Raw genomic sequence first — 18,882 nt, 5'->3', positions numbered from 1 at the left:
ACGGATACGGGTGTGCCGCGATGCGCCGCCTCGGATGTGGGGCACGCGCGGTGCGTTGGTAACTAGCTGCGTGGTGACGGGGTGAGGTATCGGCTCCACGCACGGGGGAGTGTGGCAGATGGTGCTCATCGCGGATACCGGTGACGGCGGGCCCGTGGGGGTTTCGTCGTCGGACATGCAGGCGCTGTCCGTCGGTCTGGAATCGATGGTGCAGTTCCAGAAGGACGTCCAGCGCGCGTTGGACGACCTGGACGCGTCCACCGCGGCACCGCACAAGCTGGTGGACAACCGCGTCGAGCTGGACGCCTCGGGCAACTTCGGCGAGGCGATCCGGCTGTGGTCGGCCTACGTCGACGTGCGCTCGGAGCTGATCGACCTCTCGACGCAGCTCAAGCGCCAGATCGAGGCGATGCAGATGACCGTCCAGTACGTGCAGGGCACGTACGAGGGCAACGAGGCGGAGTTCACCGCCAAGTACAAGGCTCTGCAACAGGACTACGCGAACAACGCGCCGGCTCCCGCGCCGCCGGCGAAGACCCCCTGAACGGGGTCCGATTCGACGTGACGCGGACTACGGGGACGGGGTGACGAGATGGTTGCGGATGCGGGCGGTGGCGGCGGGTGGGGAGACGGTCCCACCAAGTTCGACGAGTTTTCGCACGAGGCGCTGAAGAAGATGATCGACGGCGCGCGACCCGCCGAACTGACGGCGTCGGGAAAGGCGTTGCTCGATGCCAAGGAGACGCTGGAGACGCTGACGACGGCGTTGGAGACGCGGATCAGCCGACTGGAGTGGAAGGGCAAGTCCGCCGACAGCTTCCGCGATTGGGCCGGCAAGGTCATGGTCGCGACGCGCAAGTTCGCGGAGCACTCGGGCACGGTCGGCACCGCGATGGACCACGCGGGCAGCGAGTTGAGCTTCGCGCTGCTGACCATGCCGGAGGTGCCGGCGAACGCCAAGGTCATCGTGGACAGCAACGGTGACAAGAAGCTGCTGTGCCAACCCGGCGACAGCCCCGACAAGAAGGTTCTGGTCGCCTCGGCCAAGACCGAGTTGGAGCAGGCGCGCCAGGAGGCCATCCGGCGGATGGAGAGCCTGGGCAGCACCTACACGGTGACCACCGAGACGCTGGCCAAGGCGCCGGTGGTGGAATTCCCGCCGCTGCCCGCGCTGCCGCACGTGACGCACAACGGCGGCCGCGATACGACCGGCGACCCTCGGCGGAGCGGCAACAACTCGACGGTACGGACCAGGACGGGTCGTGACGGCGGGACGCTGATCCCCGGGCACGGGCCCAACGGGGACGGCGGCGGCGTGGTGTACTCCGGCTCCGACGGCTCGGGTTCGGGCGGCTCGGGGTCCGGGGGTGTCGGAAGTCCCGGCGGCCACGTGTCGCCGGCCGGTACCGACCTCCAGGGCACCGGTCCGTTCCAGAACGGGCCCACGCCGGTGGCGGACCCCGGGCCCACGGGTCCCGGTCTGCCCGGTCCCGGTGGCAGCGGTCCCTTCCAGCAGAATCCGCCCGGTGGTCTGCCCGGCGGCTTCCCGCCGGGGCTCGGCGGCGGCAAGGGCGGCATCCCGCCCGGTGGCAAGACCGGGGTCACCAAGGCCCAGTTGACCTCGAACCCGCTTCTCGGCAACGGGCGCAACCCCAACGTCCAGTCGTCGACCGAGCCGGTCACCGGTGGTCGGCCCTTCGGGCGCGGCCCCGGCGGCGGCGGTGGCGGCGAGCACCCGTCCGGCGGCAGGCCCGGGGGCGCGGGTGGGCGCCGGTTCACCGGGCAGAGCGGTGGCGTGGTCGGCGGTACTCCGCGTACCGCGAGCGGGTCCGGCCGGTTCTCCTCCGGCGGCACCGGTCTGGCCGGGCGGGCGGGCGCGGGTGCGGGCGGCCAGACCGGCGCCGGTCGCGGCGGGATGCGCGGCGGCGGGATGGGCGCGGGCGGCGGGGAGCGCGACCGGCGCGACCGGCGGCAGCGCGCCGACTACCTGCGCGAGGAGGAGGAGACGTGGGTGGGCGACCGCACCACGGCTCCGCCGGTGGTGGACTGAGCGGTCGCAGGACTCGGGATCGGCCCCATCCGCGTGTGTCGCGGGTGGGGCCGATCCGCGTGCCCGGGCGACGGAACGGGTGGGGCCCGATTCTCGTGCTCGGGGAACAGAAGGGGACGTGGCGGAGCCGCGCGGCGTTCCGTCGCGCAAACGGCAAACACCAAACTCTCGGGCGTTTGGGCAAAACCGCGACGGCGGCCCGGGACGGGCCTTACGCTGAATCCCGAGTGCCGGTGGTTGCCTGCGCGGCTGTTGGTCCACCCGATGCGCCTGGGCCGCAAGTGACGCCGTGATCGTGGGGCCGTCGGGGGTTGTGGGGGCAATAGGGGCAGTTGCGTACGACCGCCGGGGTGGGCGTGGTGCGACGAGGCGGGACGCCTGGCTGCACCGGCGTGTCGGTGCCGCGTGTGGTCGGTGCACGATCCGAGGCCGATCACGCTGCTCCTGACCGAGGGGGGCTTGATGGGTCGGAGTTCGGCAGCGACGGACGTATCTGGAGCGGGTCTGCGAACCCTGGTCGTGGGGGCCGGGTCGGCGGGCAGCGCGTTGGCGAGGGATCTGTTGCGGACGCCCGATTTCGGGTTGCGTCCGATCGGATTTCTCGACGACGATCCGGACAAGGACGGGGTCCGGGTCGCCGACGCGGACAATCCACAACATCTGCTTCCGGTCCTGGGCGGTCTCGACGCCCTGACCGACGTGGCATTGGAGCATGGCATCGAGGTGGTCGTCCTGGCCATCCCGGGCCTTCCGCACGAGGAGTTCCGCAAGGTCGCCGCCGGCGCGGCCGCGATCGGCGCCGCCGTGCGATATCTGCCGTCCTTCCTGGTCGCGTTGCGGCGCGACGTGGTCGGCAGCGACATGCGCATGCTCGACGTCAACCGGCTGATCGGTCGGCAGGAACTGCACGTGGTCTCGGCGTCGGTGCGCGAGGTGATCGCCGGGCGTCGGGTGCTGATCACCGGCGCCGGCGGCTCGATCGGCAGCGAGCTGTGCCGCCAGGTGTTCGGCTTCGGACCGAGCCGGATGTACATGCTCGACCACGACGAGTCCAACCTGCATCGGTTGCAACTCGACGTGTGGGGCGAGGCGTTGCTCGACGACGAGTCGTTGGTGATCGCCGACATCCGGGATCGGCCGCGGATCGAGCAGCTCTTCCACGAACTCAAGCCGGAGGTGGTCTTCCACGCCGCCGCGCACAAGCACCTGCCGCTGCTCGAGCGGCATCCGTGCGAGGCGGTGAAGTCCAATGTGCTGGGTACGGAGAACCTGGTCCGGGCGGCCCTGGACATCGGGGTCGAACGCTTCGTGCTGATCTCCACCGACAAGGCGGCGGACCCGGTCTCGGTGCTCGGCGCCACCAAGCGGCTGGCCGAGCTGATCGTGCAGGCGAACACGCAGGCGCCCGGGGTGTTCGCGGGTGTGCGGTTCGGCAACGTGCTGGGCAGCCGCGGCTCGCTGCTGTCCGTACTGGCCGAGCAACTGCGCGCCGGCGGCCCGGTCACCGTCACGCACCCCGACGTCACCCGGTTCTTCATGACCATCGAGGAGGCCGTCGGGCTGGTCCTGGAGGCGGGCCGGATGGCCCAGGGCGGGGAGATCTTCGTCCTCGACATGGGCGAGCCGGTACGGATCGTGGACCTGGTGCACAAGTTCGCCGAACAGGTGAACCTGCCCAATGTGCCGATCCGGTTCACCGGCCTGCGGCCCGGCGAGAAGCTCAACGAGGCGCTGTTCGCCGCCGGCGAGGAACGACTGCCCACCGAGCACCGGCGGATCCAGGCGACGGTGCCGCCGGGGCAGGCCCTGGACGCGGTGGTCCGGCTGCCGGAGCTGTACGAGGCGGCGGCGGTCAACGACACGAGGGCGGTGCGGGCACTGCTGTCCGAGCTGCTGCCGGGGTACGCGACACCGGCGCCGAGCGTGGTCGAGGTGGTGTCGGCACCGTATCCGGACGACTTCTAGACGATTTCCGTACACCGTTGGGACGGTGATCCCGTGACCGGTGGGGTGGGAGGCGCAGTACGGTGGCAGTGAGGCCCCTGTGCTGCGAAAGGCGGATCCTCCGTGATCGACCCCGAACTGAAGACGGCTCTGGACGCGATGCTCGGCGACCCGGAGCACTGGGTGCACGTGGGCACGGTGACCCCGACGGGGGAACCGCACGTGACCCCGGTGATGCTGGCGTACGACGACGAGTACCTCTACCTCAGCCTCACCGGTCGCACCAAGAAGGCGAATCTGGAACACGATCCGCGGGTGTGTCTGTCGATGGCGCGCGATGGCGACATCGCGCACGTCATCGTGTGGGGCGAGGTGGCCATGCGCGAGGACGAATGGGCGCAGGAGCGCTGGGAATTCGCGATGCGGCACATCCTGGGCGAGGCGGGGCTGGCGCAACAGCAGCGCCCGCTGTCCCGCGAGGGCACCAGCCTGGGCGTGGTCACCCCCAAGCGCTGGCGGGTGTTCGGTCTGGGTCCGGGGCCGGGATCGTGACGTCGCTTCGGCGACGCCGGGCCGCCTCGTCGACGGCGTGCTGGATCCCCGCCTGGGCGAACAACACCGAGGCCACGTAGCACGGCAGGGCGATCAGCCCGGCGACCGGCACCACGTCCTCGGCCCGCAGCAGACTCGTGGCGATCCCGATCAGCGCGAGACCCAGCGGCAACCAGCGCTGCCATGCGGCGAGTTCGTACATCCGGACGACCGTGCGCGCGCGGACGAGAACGCCCCCGCCGGCCACGGAGACGAAGACAATCGCGAACAACTCCACGCGGAACCAAGCCCTTTCCGGCTTGTGACTGAAAACGTTTGATCCCAGCAAACCAGAAGTGGCCGGAAAGTGCCGCCTGTTACGGCACGGGTGGGCCCTGGCGGTCGGTGCGGTGCGGCCGGGGGTCGGTGGCGTGCCTGGTTGTTGTCCGGTTTGCCGGGTTCGGTGGGTGGATACAGTCGAACCGGGAGGCTCGTGGTGACAGGCGGTGCCGATGCGGTGGCGGCGGCGGATGCGTGGATCCTCGATCGGCTCGATCGGACCGACGGGTCTGATCGGCTCGATCGGCTCGACCGCACCGGCACGCGCGGGGAGACGGCGACGCCGAGCGCCGAACCGACGGAAAGCGGGCCGCGGGCCGCGGGCCGAGGAGGTCGACCGGGCCGGCCGGCCACGAAGGTCAGGAGGACCGGCATCGAGCCCGTGACAAAGCGTCATTCCCCGCGCCGTCCGCCTGCGGGGCCCGGGGCCCATGTCTGGCCGGGTCTCGACGAGTCGTTCGCCCGACACGCGGCTCGGCTGGCGCATACGCCGCAGGGGCGGGAGCTGACCCGTGCCCTGGTCCTGCGGGACGGGGTCGCGCAACGGCCGCGCCCGCTGGGGCCACCGCTGTGCCTGCGGTCGGGACTGCGCCCGGAACTGGACGCCTTCCTCGCCGCGTACCACCGGATGATCGAGACGATCCTGAGCGCGTACGACCACGATCCGCGACTGCGCCGGGTGCTCACCGTGCCCGAGCCGCTGCGCGAGGAGGTCGCCGCGGCGCGCGATCACCGCGTACATCTGATGCGGCTGGACCTGCTGCCCCACCCCGACGGACGGTTGCGGGTGCTGGAGACCAACGCGAACTGCCCCGCCGGACTCACCGCGGCGGGCCGGGGCCGGGCCGCGTGGCGTGTGCTGCTGACCCGACAGGGGGTCGCGCTGCCCGCTCCGCTGCCCGCCGACGTGCCCACCTGGACCGGCAGTTGGCTGGCCGATCTGGCGCTGCGGCACACCGGGGTCCGACCGCGCTCGGTCGCCCTGCTGTGCCCGCAGGGGGCCAATCGCAACGAGATAAACGACTACGAGGCCGGTCTGACGGCGATCGGGATCCGCGTGGTGCACGCCGATCCGCGCGACCTGCGTACCGACCCCGGCGGTACCACCGTCGTCGACGGGGAGCCGATCGCGCACGCCTACGCCAAGATCTCGACCCGGGACCTGCTGCGGATGGGCGTCGACGCGATGCCCTACCTGCGGGCGGTACGGAAGCGGAGCCTCTTCGTCCAGAACGGCCTGCGCGGCCGATTCCTCGGGGACAACAAACTCTGCCTGGCCGTGCTGTCGGACCCGCTGTTCGCCGGCCTGTTCGGCGCGGCCGACCACCGGCGTGTCGGGCCGGCCGTCCCCTGGTCGCGCAACATCTCGCTGTGCGACGGCGCCGTTCTGCGCGCCGTGGGCCGTGACCGGGAGCGCTACGTCCTCAAGCACCCGCTCGACACCCGGGGTCGCGGGGTCGTCATCGGCCGGGAATCCCCGGACGCCGCCTGGACCGGCGCCGTGGAGCACGCCTTCGAATTCGGCTGGCTGGTCCAGGAGTACGTGCCCGCCCCGCGCGCGCCCGCCACCCCGAACGGGTCGGGCCGACGCCACGACCTTGCCCTCGGCGCCGTCGACGGCCGCCTGGTCTCCGCCTTCGCCCGCACCGGCCACGACGCACGCCTCAACGTGGCGCGCTCGGGCCGGTTGCATCCGGTCTACCTGTGACCGCGGGTCAGCCGCCCTGGCCGGCGCTGCCCATGGGGCCGACGGTGACGGGGGAGCCGGTGCCGTCGGTGACGGGGAGGGTGGCGGCGCCGGGCCAGGGGATGTCGGCGGCCTTGGTCTCCCCGGGCGGGGTGACGAGCAGGCCGGTGATGCGGACGCCGGAGCCGCCGGAGTCGTTGCTCGGGTAGTGGATGCCGAAGGAGATCGACGTGTCGCGCTTGAGGGTGATCGGGAAGACGGGTTCGCTGGTGCGCTTGGCGGAGATCGGTCCGGCGGTGGTCTTGAGGTCGACGCCGGCGAAGCCGAACATCGAGCAGTCGCCGGCGAGGTTGTTCAGGGTGACGGCCACGGTGCGGTTGCCGTCGCCGTCGATGGTGACGTCGTCGGCGAGGAAGCTCAGGTCGTCGGTGCGGCACTTGGCGGGGCCGCCGGAGCCGGAGTTGCCGCCGCCGGAGGTGTTGCCGGCGGCCTTGTTCGGCGTGACGGTCTTCCCGGAGTCCTTGACGGTGGAGCCGGAGCCGGTGGAGCCGGTCCCGGCGGTGGTGTTCGCACCGGCCTGGTTGCCGCCGGTGGTCGAGGCGCCGGACGACTGCTGGGTGACGGCCTGGCCCGCCGGAGCGGCGGCGGGCGGGTTGCCCTGCGCGGCGTTGCCCGAATCGGTGCCCTGGCACGCCGTCATCATCATCGCGCCGCCGACGACGGCGGCGGAGAGGAGGAAGGCCCTGCTGCGGTTCCCGAACATTGAACGTCCCCTTGGTATCCGGTGATCGAAGCCCGGAGCCGGCGAGGCCCCGCGGTGCTTGCTCGATCACTATTGCGAGGCCGCACGCCCGGGCGATACGGGAGTCGTCGACCCACGACGGCGCTGTCACAGACCGGTGACATGGTCACCAAAGAGCACAGCGCACCCCGACACAGCCCTCTTCGACCCCACCCCAACACCACGTTTGCCCTGGTGACACCCCACGGGCCGGTCCCCGGCCGCAGGTGTTACAGAAGGTTGGTCGCCCGACGCGGACCCCCGAAATCCCGCGCCCGCCTCGGCAATCACGTGCAACAGCCCGCCCGGCGCACCGCAACCGGTGCTTCCCCCAGGCCAGTTGCGCTGTCCGCACTCAGCGCAGACGGACTCCATCGAGAAGCGCCCGCCACGCAGCAGGAGGCATGGTGACTATCGGTCCGTCGACGACCTTGGAGTCTCGAACCCCGACGGAGCCGAGGCGGGCGACGGCGACGCAGTCTTCGTTTCCACTGTGGCTGCAGGTCTTCCACCGGGCACGCTTGTCCTCGAAGCCCATGCGTTCATCTCCGCTTCCCGGGCCCGCTTCGCCACGAGTTCGATCGACTCGTCCACGGTCAGGGCAGCCGCTTGCAGATGATCGTAGGCCGGCGTGTGGGCGGCGAGGCAGGTCGGACGAGAGGTCCAGGAACGACCTGTGAGTCCTTCGAGGTAGACAACGCGATCTCTCCCGAAGTCGTACCAGGTGAACGGTCCGGAGTTGAGACCCGGATGCGCGCCCACATCGTCGGGGAGTACCTGGAGGCGGATGTCGGATCGCCGCGAAAGCACGACCAAGATACGACCGAGTTGATCAGCGAGGGTCTGCCACCCACCGACCGGATTGCGAAGCGCCGAATCGTGAACGATGAACCACAACGAGCGCTGCGGGGACGGGGACTTCGTGACATCGTCGAGGCGTTCCACTCGGCGCTTCGCACGACGCAACACCTCGTCCTGTGCCAGGGTCGGTGAACCGGCTCGAATGACGGCGAAGGCGTACTCGAACGTTTGCAGCAGACCGCGAAGCAGGGTCGGCAGGTACGACCGGACAGCTACAGCAGACTGTTCCGCCTCCACCAGTCGCGCGTAGTGCGCGTTCCCGGCCATCTCGTCGGACTCCGTACGCCACCAACCCGGTTGCTCACCACCTTTGAGTTCCCGGAAGGCAAGGCCGTCGTCCATCGCCGGATCCACATCCACCAAGTGCGCCGGGCGGACGAACCCCAGCCGATCCAGCGGCACGCCGAACATGCTTTCCAGCACCCGTACGTAATCGGGCGTCGGCCAAGGCGGGTTCGCCGATTCCCAGCGTCGAACCTGCCGCACGCTCACATCCAGCCGCAGCCCCAATCCCGCCGCGCACTCCCGAAAGGCGGCCGAGAGATGCCGCTGCCCAATCCACCCATGCGCGTATCGTGCGCGAACGAGCGCCGGATTGCCGGGTTTCGCCGTCATAACGTGCCACCCCCGAGGGCTGCATGAACCAATACCGGCCACGCTATCGCCGATATGACCACATTTACGCCAGAACCACGATCTGCCCCTCCCCGTCCCCACCACGTCCCCCCGAAGTCCCCACCCCGACAGTCCGGCCGGCGACGGCGACGGCGACCACAACCCCGGCGCCACGCCTCGGCTACGAGACCCGGGACTCCCGACGAGACGGGCGCCTTGCTCGGCGAAACGCGGCCTGCAGCGAGGGAGCGGGTGGGCGGTCGGGTCGAGTCCTCCGGGTGGCCTTCTCGAGGGGGTCGGGGTGTTTCGGGTGTGTTTGGAGGGGAGTTGGGGCTCGAAACCGGATCGCTGTCGATGGTTGTGGGCTCCGGGTTTCGGTGACCTGCGGTTTTGCGGGGTCGGGGTGGAAAGTCGGGCGTCGAGTGCCGGTTTCGTGTGCTCCGATCTCCTCGACGCCGGCGCGGAGACCGAAACTGCCCGGTCGGGGTCGGCTTCGGGCGCTGCGACCTCGCAGAGGCCGTTGAGGTGACCGAAAGTGCCCAGTGGGAGCCGAAACCGGATCCCGAGGCACTCGAAACGGCTTCCCTTCCCACTGACCTGCGGTTTTCTCGCACACCGAGACTGCGGCACCCCACACCGTCCGGTTTCGTGAACTCCCGCCCCCACACGCACCCATCGCACCTCGATATCCCCTAGGCTCGCCGGCAGACTCGACCCGAGCGCCCTCCCTGCCCGCCGCTGCAGGCCGCTTTTCGCCGATCAAGGCGCCCGCCTCGTCGGGAGTCCCGGGTCTCGTAGCCCCGCACGCCGGCGGCGGCCCATCACCGACTCCGGCCGACCCCGCACCAGCCGGCCCGCAACCACCAGCGCAACGCCCGCCGGGAGCACCCGGCCCACTCGGGAAGGCTCTCCGGCGGGCTCGACCCGGCCCCTCACCCTGCCGCCGCCGGCAGCCGGTTTTCGCCGACCAACGCGCCCGCCTCGTCGGGAGCTTCGAGTCTTGGAGCCCCGCACGCCGGCGGCGACCCACCACCGACTCCGACCATCCCCGCACCGGCCACCCGCTACCAACAGCGCAACGCGCGCCGGGAACGCCCGACCCATTCGGGAAGGCCGCCCGGCGGACTTGACTTGACCGTCCTCCCTGCCCGCCGCTGCCGGTCGGTTTTCGCCGAGCAATACGTCCGCCTTGCCGGACGCCCGGAGTCTCGGAGCCCGCACGCCGGTGGCGACCCACCCCCCGACGCGGACCACCGGCCCCGCACCGGCACACCGCAGCCGAAGAGCGGACAGCAAGAGGCGTCCCCCCCGCCGACTGCCACAACGGCACCACCGGCACCGCCACCGCCGCAGGCAATCTCCCTCCGCAACCCGGTGATTCACGTCGCCGGATACCCTCGCCGCATGTCTGACGATCTCGTGGGGGCCGGCCTTTCGGGCGGGTTGACGGTGGCGGATTCCGGTCGGCTTCATGCGGTGCCGTCGCGGGGGCGCAATATGCGTACCGCGGGCGACGTGGTCATGTTTGCCGCGTTCGTTGCGCAGCGTCCCGACTCCGATGCGCTCGAAACGCTCATGGAGTGGACCGGTCTTCCGAAAGAGGAGATCGTCGAGCGTATTGCCCAAGCCGAGCCGTACACCGTGGTGCTCGTCGCCGCAGGGCCGGACGACGCCCCGCCAGGGGTCGACGTTTCGCATCTGGCTCCGAGGTGGCTTGGTCAGCCCGGCACTTGTGGCTGGCTGGAGAAGATCGGCTTCGTACCCGACGGCGACGCCGTCCGGGTGTACGTGGTGCCCGCTCCGTACGAGCCCCCGGCCGGATGCGAGTCGTACATCGAGTACTGCTTCGCCGTGGAGGATGCGATGGCGGTGCGCGTTGCGGCCTCGCTGATCGAAGCGGGCTTGATACCGGGTGGGCGGGTGCCGGTCGGGCAGGGGCCCACGGTGACCGGCGACGACGAAGTGTGCCGGGCGCTCACGGAGGTGGTTCGAGAGCTGGCCGACAGCCACCACTGGTATGCCGGCGACGCGTTCCGGTGGGTCGAGTGCACGCTGCTCGACGCCGTGGCCGGAATGCCACCGGAGCACGCCGCCCGCTTCCTCGACCGAGCAAGTGCCTACGAGTGGGCCACGGCGATCGCCGAGGGGTGGGAGGACCGCGATCGGCTCGCTGAGGTGATCGAGCGAGCCGAGTTCGCCCCCGAGGCGGCGGCCGAACCCGTCGATCCGCAACTGGTCCGCGAGGCGATCGGCGACTGGGGGACGGCGCTGGTGTGCCTGGTCGCATGGGCGGTGGACGTGGACGTCCTCACGGCAACCCTCGTGCGGGCGCGCCCCGTTGCGCTCGATCCGGCAACGTTGGCCCCATCCGCGTCCGATGCGATCGAACTCGAAGCCATCGCCGTACGGATCACCCGCCTGCCGGAACCGGCCCCCGACGACCCCGAGGCGATCCCGATGTGGTCGCTGACCTGCACGCCGTGCACAGGGGTCTCGTGGCAGGAGGTCCTGCGGGACGTACGTCGCGTGGCCTGGCGCCTACAGGAGGCAGGCGCGACCCGGATGAGCGTCGAGTTCGGCGACCCGACGGGCGAACCCGACCTCACGCCTTCCGCAGCATATGGAACGTGCGTCGATCCCGCCGGAGAATCCTGAGCGGCTCACCACCATCGGCCACGGTTGCCCGTGAATACTCCAACCCAGCGGCGTGCAGCCGGTAGACGATCATCCGCAAATCCTCCGAGAGGTCCGCCCAGGAGGTGCCGTCCTTCGGCCGACAGGTCATCGACACATATCCCCGGTCGGACTCGGCGTCGTACAGCTCACCGATGATCGAGATCTCCACGCGCTCGTTCTCGATCCGCGCGGCATGCCCACCCGTGCTCTGCCGCGCTCCGGCCACGATGAACACGAAGTCGTCGAGCTCGCCGTCCCACGTCACGAACATCTCGACAGGTGCGAGGTGGTCCCCCAGCGCCAAGCCCCCGAACTCCGGATCCCCGGCCTCGGGCATCGGCCGAGGCCGCGATCGGCTGTGATCGTCTCCCGAGAGCTGCCGCCACGGATCCGACTCCAGGTAGATCTCGCCGGCCCAGTATTCCTCGGAGTATTCGAAGAGGAACCGGCGATCGCGGTCCTCCGTGAAGTCCCAGCGGTAGGGCCGCATATGCCGATCCACTCGGAGAAACGCCTCCTCCTCCGAAACCGCGAACGCCCGCACCATCTCGTCCACGATCCCGCCCAGGAACGCGTACACCTCCGCAGTCCCTTGGACGGCGAACTCCCGCTGCACAGCCCGCACACCACCGCTGTCGTCGACCACCCCAAAACCCTAGCGACACCCCCCGCCGAAGGCTGGTCACCTCCTGCCGGAAGCGAGCGCCCGAGGCCGCGATCGAACCGCTCGCGACCAGCCGCGTACTCCGGTGCCACGATCCCCCGGAAGCTCCTCGAACCCGTCAAGCAAGTCACGCCACCTGCGGCCGAGCATTTGCCCGTCGCAGGGGAACGCCGCGCTGAACGCGATCTCCGTCCCGGGTCGTTTGGCCGGCAGGTTCGCCGAGCCACCGAATAACCGCGTCGCCCGGTGCGGACTTCGGAGAGGATCCGCCCTCCCTCGGGTTCGTCCCGGAGAGCAGACCCTGCCGCTCGGCGGCGGGACGAGAAGGGCCTTGGGGTCGGCTGTGAAGTGGAACCACGGCGCCCCATAATTCCCAGACGCTCATCTCCGTCGAGTCATCGGTCAAGGAATCGAAACCCTTCGGAGTCGCTGCCTTCGCGGTAGCCCATCGCTCGGATTCCTCGGTCGTCGGGGGAGCGCCGAGCGAAGGCGACGAGAGGATCGTCGTCTTCCTGGACGCGCAGATCGCGCGGCGCACGAAAACGCAAGTCCCGATCGCCCAGAATTTCCCACGCCCGGTAGAGAAGACTCAGGGTCGGCAGGGTCTCACGCTCATCGTCGGTCGATTTCATGGCGATCAGCGCCGCGACCAGCCCTCGGCGAAGGATGTCGGAATCGCGTTCCCGAACGGCGATCGACGCCATCCGAGCGGCATAGGTGTCGAGAGCATCCCACCGCCTCTTCTGCCGTCCGAGTTCGATCGCATAGGTCAAATCATCGCGGTTTGCCACAAGGTCCACGAAGGACCCGATCAACCGATCCCTCTTGCTCCCCAGCGGAGTATCCCCGTAGCCCCGACCGTCACATCCTTCCAGGGCGGATATGTGAGCGTTCGACGGGTCCATCGAGATCCTCCTCCGATGTTTTCAGATCTGCGGATGGTTCGGATCGAGACGGGCGGTTTCTCGCAGATTCAGGATATATCGAGCCGACGTCGGCATAACTTCATGTTCGTCGTCCGTTTCTATCATCGGTTTCGAGGCTCCCACGATGCGGTCAGGTCGGCGCATGTGATCAGGATGGTTGCGCCGGTGAGAGCGATCTCGTGTCGGCACCCTGAATCGGTGGGCAGGATTTCATCGAGAAGAAGGGAATCTCTTACGCTGCCACCCGCAGCTTGACTTTCCCAATCCACGGACAGGCTTTCGATGCCGGTGTAACGGATGCGCAACGCCTCCTCGTGCTTCCAAGGGTTCGGGGAGAAGAGAATTTCGAGACCCTGGCGACTGTTCGCCGGAGTCACGAGGGTGTCGAACCCCAAATCCTTTACGCATCTGGCGCTGCTGAAATCGTAGTGCCCCGGATCGGTGGCGAACTCCCAGGCTCCCTGAGGAAGGGTCGACCTCATTTTCGGAAGTTCGCCAAGATATGGCCGGGGGTCCAGCCAAAACCCCCTGGTGTCGGTCCGCCATTCGATCTCGATAAATTTCATTTACAACCTCCGCCGGTCAGTCTCGGGCGATGCCAATTATCGCCCGATATATCTTCGGTTCCACGTGGACCCAGTCTATTGGTTCTGCGAAGCATCTCGATGGCCATCCCTCTCAATGAGTTTTCGATTGCGGCCGGAACCTCGATGTCCGTTCCGTGGCCGTGCTTGGCGAACCATCCAGTACTGCCGTAGACGCCGTAGTCGACGCCGCCCTTGTAGACATGAATTTCGAAATCGGTCCCCAATCCCATGGGAAAGACATCGATTCTTGCCGTGAATCCCGGCCCGAGATTGATGGGATCCTTGGCGCCCTGAGGAGCCAGTCCGAGTGGATCCGACCATGAGACGGGGTTTATGACGTAGGCGTGATGGTTGGGTGATGCTTCGATGCCCAAAGGGTCGGGGCTGCAAAATTGGGCAAGGTTTGGATCGTATTGCCGAAAAACACTATGGAATACTTGGGACTCCAGGTCGCGGTATTGTCCCGGGAAGCCGAGTGGACAGTCCAAATCTCCGGGTGTGGTCGCAATCCTCGTGCCCCACAACGTATGCCGAGAATGCCAGGCAATGGCCCCTTTGTTGTCGACGAGTTCGACAGGAGTCCCATCGAGGGCGCAGGCGACTGCAAGACAGTGCGAGTCTTCCCCCTCCTCTCCTGCGGAAGTGTTGATTTGCAGGAGTGGGCGGTGATTATCCCCGAACTCGTACTCCCAGGTGATCGTTGCGCCTCCGGGCGAACCCTGCTCTGCCAAGAATGAGTTGTCCCAGGAAAACAGCACTTCGGTCGCAACGGTGCCGCCGGTCGTCAATTTCCTCTTGGCTATTCGGCGAGCCAGCGGATCATAAATATATTGCCACGTGGCGCCGTCCGGCGTAACGACGCTCGCCAGTCGATCCTCGGGACCCCAGGTGTAGATCCAGTACTTGGACTTCCCGGACAGGGTCTTTTGCGTCCGTTGGATCATGCGTCCTTGATCGTCATATCGATAATGGATGCGGCCGGCCCGATGAATCAGGGTTCCGACGACCTCCCGCCCGCCTCCAGCGCCCTCGGATTCGGGCCAGTCGGCATGGCGCTGATTTCCGGCTGGGTCGTACGCATAGCGTTCCGTCCAACCGTGCGCGTGAACGGCGGTGATACGGCCCACCTCATTCAAGTCGTACGTCTTGAGGCCGATGGCCGGTTCGTCGATCGATGTGACGTAGCCGTCGGCCCGGTAGGTGTAATTCCGACGAGAACGTTCGGTGACGCCGAGGTTCGGGTCCAGGGAAGCAGCGATCCTGCCGGCAGGATCCCCGACGCAGATCGCCTGGGAGATGACGTGATTAGTCTCGTTCCACTCTTGAGCGAGAGTGACTCGATCTCCGAAACGACGGATTGTTTCGCGCCCGGCGGGATCGAAGGTGAATTCGAGAGTGTTTCCGACGATATGTAAGGCCGTGGGGCGGCCCGTAGGATCGTAGGTCCATTCGGTGACGTGGCCGGCAGGAGTTGTCCGGCGAACACGGTTTCCCGCCGCGTCGTACACGTTGGACAACGTACGGCCGTTGGTGGTCTCGGCCGTGATGCGGCCGAGGGCGTCGTAGGTGAGGACCAGATCCGCCTCCGGAGCGATAGCCCGAATCAGGCGGCCGGCGGCGTCGAAGTGGTAATTCGTTTCGTGTTGTGTTGCGACGTGTCGCTGAGAAGTGACCCAGCCGGTGGCGTCGCGGGTGTACGTGGTGATTTCTCCCGCGCCGTTCCTGTGTCGAATCAGCCGACCGGCTGCGTCGTAGTGGTAGGTCAACCCTCGGCCGTTGAAGTCCGTCTCGGCGGCGAGACGGCCTGCCGGGTCGTAGGTGTAGCGCCAGGTGTGGCCCTGTGGGTTGGTGACTTCGGTGAGGCGGAGTTCGGCGTCGTAGGTGAATTCCAGTCGTGCGCCGTCCGGGCCGGTTCGGACCGCCGGCAGGTCGAAGTGGGTGGACTCGTAGGACGTGGTGAAGCCTGCCGGGTTGACGTGGTGGCGAAGGTTTCCCTCCCCGTCCCAGGTCCAGGATTCATTCGTGCCGTCGGGACGTTCGCGCAACGCCGGTTTGCCTTCCACAGTCCAGGTGGTTTTGGTGGTGTGGCCGAGGGGGTCGGTCAGGGTGGTGGTTCGGCCGAAGGCGTTGTGGGTGATGTGTGTGGTGGCGTTCAGGGGGTCGGTTACCGCTATGGGCAGGCCGGCCGGGTTGGGGGTGAGCGTTGTGGTGTGGCCCAGGGCGTTGGTGATGCTGGTGAGGTGGCCGGACTCGTTGTAGGTGTGGGATGTGGTCGCGCCGAGTTCGTCGGTGGTGGTGAGGAGGTTGCCGCGACTGTCGTAGGTGTGTTGGCGGACTTCGCCGTCCGGGGCGGTGATGCGGGTTGGGCGGCACAGGAGCGGGTCGTGGTCGGCGACTGTGAAGGTGCCGTTGGGGAGGACTACGCCGATGGTGTTGTCCCACGCGTCGTAGGAGTACCGCGTGGTGTGGCCCAGTTCGTCGGTGACGGCCACTCGGCGGTTGTAGGAGTCCCATTCGGTGAGCCTGGTGCCGCCGAGGGGGTCGGTTTCGCGGATGACCTGCGACCAGTCGTTGTATTCGTAGGTGCGGACGGCGCCCAAGGCGTCGGTCATCCTGGTGATCCGCGATGCCTCGTCGTAGGCAAAGGTGTTGTCCAGGACGCCGTTGATGCCGGAGCCGCGTACGCAGCGGCCGGCCCCGTCGTATTCGTACTGGTACCAGGTGTTGTTGCGGTCGGTCCAGGACGTCATGCGGTGGTGGGCGTCGTAGGTGAAGCGCAGGGGGCGGCCGGAGGAGTTGACGACTTCGGTGAGGTTGCCGGGGGCGTCGTGGGTGAAGGTGACGAGGTCGACGGAGGCCGCCGGGTCGGCCGTGCTCGTGTGGGTGAGCGGGTCCGCGCCGAGCAAGCGGTACCCCGTGATCAGCCCCTCCGCCGAGTCGACCGCCACCCGGTAGCCGCCCGAGTGGGTGACCTCGCGCGGCACACCCTCGGCGTCGTAGTGGTAGTCGACGCGGTTCCCGTTGCGATCCGCCAGCGCCCGCACCGGTATTCGGCGCGATGCCGGGCCCGGCAGCGCCGCGAAGGACCACGTCCACCCCCGCCGCGGGTCGGTGACCGTGAACGTGCCGGTGCCGTCCCACACCAGGGGCCACCGGTATCCGCCCATCGGCAGCACCGCCTCGCCCGGCCTCGGCACCGGATAGCGCAGCGTCATCCCGTCGGCGGCGGTGAAGGTGACCCGATCCGCGCCCAGACGCACGCACTGGTCCAACGTCGACGCCCACCGCGTACCGAAGAACCGGCCCCCGCCGAAAGCCGTCCGGTGGTGTCGCTCCAGCACCAGCGGCAGCGCGCCCGCCAGTGTCACGTCGGTCTGCGGCAGCACCATCTCGCCGGTGACCACGTCGATCGGCTCGCCCTCGCGCGTGCACGCCTCCGCGGCCCGGCAACGCGGGTTGTCCCGCTTGGCGATGTTCTTCTCGACCTGCTGGGCGGGCGTCAGCGCCTTGTTGCCGCCGCGCGTGGCCAGCGTCAGGGCCAGGTCGGGTGCCGCGTGGCCGAGCCAGCGGGCCGGGTTCTTCTTGAAGTCCTCCCACGACGTGACGACCGTGTCCTGGGCGAACCCGACCGGGTCCCGGGCGATGCCGAGCATGCCGCCCGCGATGCCCTTCAGGTCGGTGGCGTACGCGATCGGGTCGACGAAGATCCGACCCGGGTCGATCGTCCACGCGAAGCTCGCGAGTTCGAAGACCCCGCCGGCGGCGCCCTGGGCGAAATCGATCCCGGCCTGGCGGAGTGTCTTCCACATGTCCGGGTCGAGGTCGAGGACGCCACGGGACTTGCGTAGTTCCAACAGCGCGTGCGCGTCGGCCTTTTCCACCCGCTCGCGCACCCGCTGCAACTGCGCCTGCGCCTCGCGCAACATGTCCGCGCCCGGATGGCCCTCGGGCTTGTGCGGCAGCGCGGGCAGGCACTCCTTGCCGACGCCGTCGGCCTTCCGCACATCCTGAGCGCGCTTGGCGAGGTCGTACGACTCCTGCTCGCGCGCCTGCGCCTCGATCAGCCAGAACGCCTGCTTCGCCTTGGGGATGATCTCGTTCGCGCACTCGCCCTGGGCGAACCGCAACACCTCGGCGAACTCGCGCAACTTCGCGGCGACGCTCGGGTATTCCTTTCCGTGCAGGCCCAGGATCTCGGTGACGATCCCGAGGTCCTTGCGAAAGCCCTCCGCCGCGTCGCCCTGCCAGAGGTCCCTGCCCTCGATTTTGCCGAGCCGGCCCTTGGCCTCCAGCGCCTGCGCCGAGAACCGGGTCAGCACGTCGGCGAGCGCCTGTAACACCTCCCAGTCGCCCGGTATCAGGCCGCGAGGCTGCGAGTCGGGGGTGAGCGGTTCGCCGGATACCAACACCGGGCGGCCTCCGTCAGTTCGTGGTGCCCATGTCGTCGCCCGCGTGGATCGAGGCCGCGCCGCCGGGCGTGAAGAACCGGGCCTCGGCGTCGCGTTCGGCCGCCTCGTACTGCTGCGCGGCCATCTCCAGCGCGATCGCGATGTTCTCGCCGAGGTTCACCAGCGCGGCCATCGCCTTGGCGGACTCCAGCACGATCTCGCCGGCCTGGAACGGCGACGAGTAGTACTTCTGCAGCGCCACCAGCCCATCCCGCAGCGGCTGTTGCTTCTGCGCGATCTCCCGGGCGACCGTCAGCGCCTCGATCAACTCCGTACCGGCTCCGCGCACGAACGCGCTGTCGACCTCGAACCCGTCACCCATCCGCCGCCTCCGCGTTCCACAGACTCGCCCGCAGCCGCACGGGCGTCGGGCCGGCCAGGTCGATCGCGATGTCGTAACCGGGCGGCAACAGCCGCACCAGGTCGGCGCCTTCGACGGCGAACCAGTCGCATCCGCCCCGGACGAACAGCGCCAACTGCTCCTCGGACGTGAACACCGGAACCACCCCGCCACCCGGCGGGCCGATCGCCGCGAAGCCGACCCGCTCGGGGCGTTCGCAGTACAGCCGGGCCGCGAGCAGCGCGCTCAGCAGCGCCCGCGGGTCGCCCTCGTCCGCGAGCAGTCGGTCGATCTCCCGCGTGAGCGGCGATATGTCCCCCGGATCCGGTTCGGTCATGTGTACGCCCCGTCCCTCGACCGAGCGTCACCCTAGCCAATCCGTTCGCGTTCGTGTCACCGAATAGTCGCCCACAGCTACCCGTTCCCGAGCAAA

15 protein-coding genes and 1 pseudogene are annotated in these 18,882 nt (G+C 68.7%); 6 read left to right on the top strand and 10 right to left on the bottom strand.

From position 1 onward, the window contains the following. The first annotated feature begins 118 nt into the window (after positions 1-118). The 4 genes from EMA17_RS08690 to EMA17_RS08675 all read left to right on the top strand — a co-directional run bounded on the left by EMA17_RS08690 (position 119) and on the right by EMA17_RS08675 (position 4,546). Positions 119-544 carry a DUF2563 family protein gene (locus EMA17_RS08690; protein ID WP_126636334.1) on the top strand — a complete coding sequence of 142 codons (426 nt, stop codon included), beginning with the start codon at positions 119-121 and terminating at the stop codon, positions 542-544. A 48-nt stretch (positions 545-592) separates the two neighbouring features. Next, complete coding sequence (locus EMA17_RS08685; RefSeq protein WP_126636333.1) at positions 593-2,050, top strand: WXG100 family type VII secretion target; 1,458 nt, start codon at positions 593-595, stop codon at positions 2,048-2,050. 462 nt (positions 2,051-2,512) lie between these two features. Beyond that, positions 2,513-4,015 (top strand): polysaccharide biosynthesis protein, encoded by a 1,503-nt coding sequence (locus tag EMA17_RS08680; RefSeq protein ID WP_246126536.1) that lies wholly within the window; start codon positions 2,513-2,515, stop codon positions 4,013-4,015. 102 nt (positions 4,016-4,117) lie between these two features. Further along, a complete protein-coding gene (locus EMA17_RS08675) occupies positions 4,118-4,546 on the top strand; it encodes a pyridoxamine 5'-phosphate oxidase family protein (protein ID WP_078975872.1) in 429 nt (142 codons plus the stop codon). Here the strand turns inward: EMA17_RS08675 and EMA17_RS08670 are convergent. Then, positions 4,494-4,823 carry a hypothetical protein gene (locus tag EMA17_RS08670; RefSeq protein WP_126636331.1) on the bottom strand — a complete coding sequence of 110 codons (330 nt, stop codon included), beginning with the start codon at positions 4,821-4,823 and terminating at the stop codon, positions 4,494-4,496. The genes EMA17_RS08675 and EMA17_RS08670 overlap by 53 nt on opposite strands. Positions 4,824-5,246: 423 nt before the next feature. Between EMA17_RS08670 and EMA17_RS08665 the strand changes: the two genes are divergently transcribed. Then, positions 5,247-6,572, top strand: a complete 1,326-nt coding sequence (locus EMA17_RS08665; RefSeq protein WP_126636330.1) for an ATP-grasp domain-containing protein — start codon at positions 5,247-5,249, stop codon at positions 6,570-6,572. A 7-nt stretch (positions 6,573-6,579) separates the two neighbouring features. Here EMA17_RS08665 and EMA17_RS08660 read toward each other — a convergent pair whose 3' ends face one another. The 3 genes and pseudogenes from EMA17_RS08660 to EMA17_RS53885 all read right to left on the bottom strand — a co-directional run. Then, positions 6,580-7,314 (bottom strand): DUF4232 domain-containing protein, encoded by a 735-nt coding sequence (locus EMA17_RS08660; RefSeq protein ID WP_126636329.1) that lies wholly within the window; start codon positions 7,312-7,314, stop codon positions 6,580-6,582. Between the two features lie 373 nt (positions 7,315-7,687). Then, complete coding sequence (locus tag EMA17_RS08655; protein ID WP_126636328.1) at positions 7,688-7,870, bottom strand: DUF397 domain-containing protein; 183 nt, start codon at positions 7,868-7,870, stop codon at positions 7,688-7,690. Between the two features lie 41 nt (positions 7,871-7,911). Then, positions 7,912-8,460, bottom strand: a pseudogene (locus EMA17_RS53885) (DUF5753 domain-containing protein); the annotation flags it as partial. A gap of 1,752 nt (positions 8,461-10,212) precedes the next feature. Between EMA17_RS53885 and EMA17_RS08650 the strand changes: the two are divergent. Continuing rightward, a complete protein-coding gene (locus tag EMA17_RS08650; RefSeq protein WP_126636327.1) occupies positions 10,213-11,463 on the top strand; it encodes a hypothetical protein in 1,251 nt (416 codons plus the stop codon). Here EMA17_RS08650 and EMA17_RS08645 read toward each other — a convergent pair. The 6 genes from EMA17_RS08645 to EMA17_RS08620 form a co-directional block, all read right to left on the bottom strand. Next, positions 11,411-12,130, bottom strand: coding sequence for a hypothetical protein (locus EMA17_RS08645; protein ID WP_126636326.1), 720 nt, complete (start codon positions 12,128-12,130; stop codon positions 11,411-11,413). The two genes, EMA17_RS08650 and EMA17_RS08645, sit on opposite strands and share 53 nt — an antisense overlap. A 413-nt stretch (positions 12,131-12,543) precedes the next feature. Continuing rightward, positions 12,544-12,948, bottom strand: coding sequence for a hypothetical protein (locus EMA17_RS08640; protein ID WP_126636325.1), 405 nt, complete (start codon positions 12,946-12,948; stop codon positions 12,544-12,546). A gap of 227 nt (positions 12,949-13,175) precedes the next feature. Then, on the bottom strand, positions 13,176-13,640 hold the full coding sequence (locus tag EMA17_RS08635) for a hypothetical protein (protein ID WP_126636324.1): 465 nt from the start codon (positions 13,638-13,640) through the stop codon (positions 13,176-13,178). After that, positions 13,637-18,070: a DUF6531 domain-containing protein gene (locus EMA17_RS55265; protein ID WP_126636323.1), complete on the bottom strand. Its 4,434-nt coding sequence runs from the start codon at positions 18,068-18,070 to the stop codon at positions 13,637-13,639. The genes EMA17_RS08635 and EMA17_RS55265 overlap by 4 nt, the downstream gene beginning before the upstream one ends. Positions 18,071-18,083: 13 nt before the next feature. Further along, positions 18,084-18,431, bottom strand: coding sequence for a hypothetical protein (locus EMA17_RS08625; protein ID WP_126636322.1), 348 nt, complete (start codon positions 18,429-18,431; stop codon positions 18,084-18,086). Then, entirely contained in the window at positions 18,424-18,786 is a 363-nt protein-coding gene (locus EMA17_RS08620; protein ID WP_126636321.1) for an SseB family protein, read from the bottom strand. The genes EMA17_RS08625 and EMA17_RS08620 overlap by 8 nt, the downstream gene beginning before the upstream one ends. Positions 18,787-18,882: the final 96 nt, after the last annotated feature.

The organism is Embleya hyalina (genome assembly GCF_003967355.1).
Taxonomy (GTDB): domain Bacteria; phylum Actinomycetota; class Actinomycetes; order Streptomycetales; family Streptomycetaceae; genus Embleya; species Embleya hyalina.
Note: the sequence above shows the minus strand (reverse complement) of the source record. Positions and strands in the feature narration are given on the sequence as shown.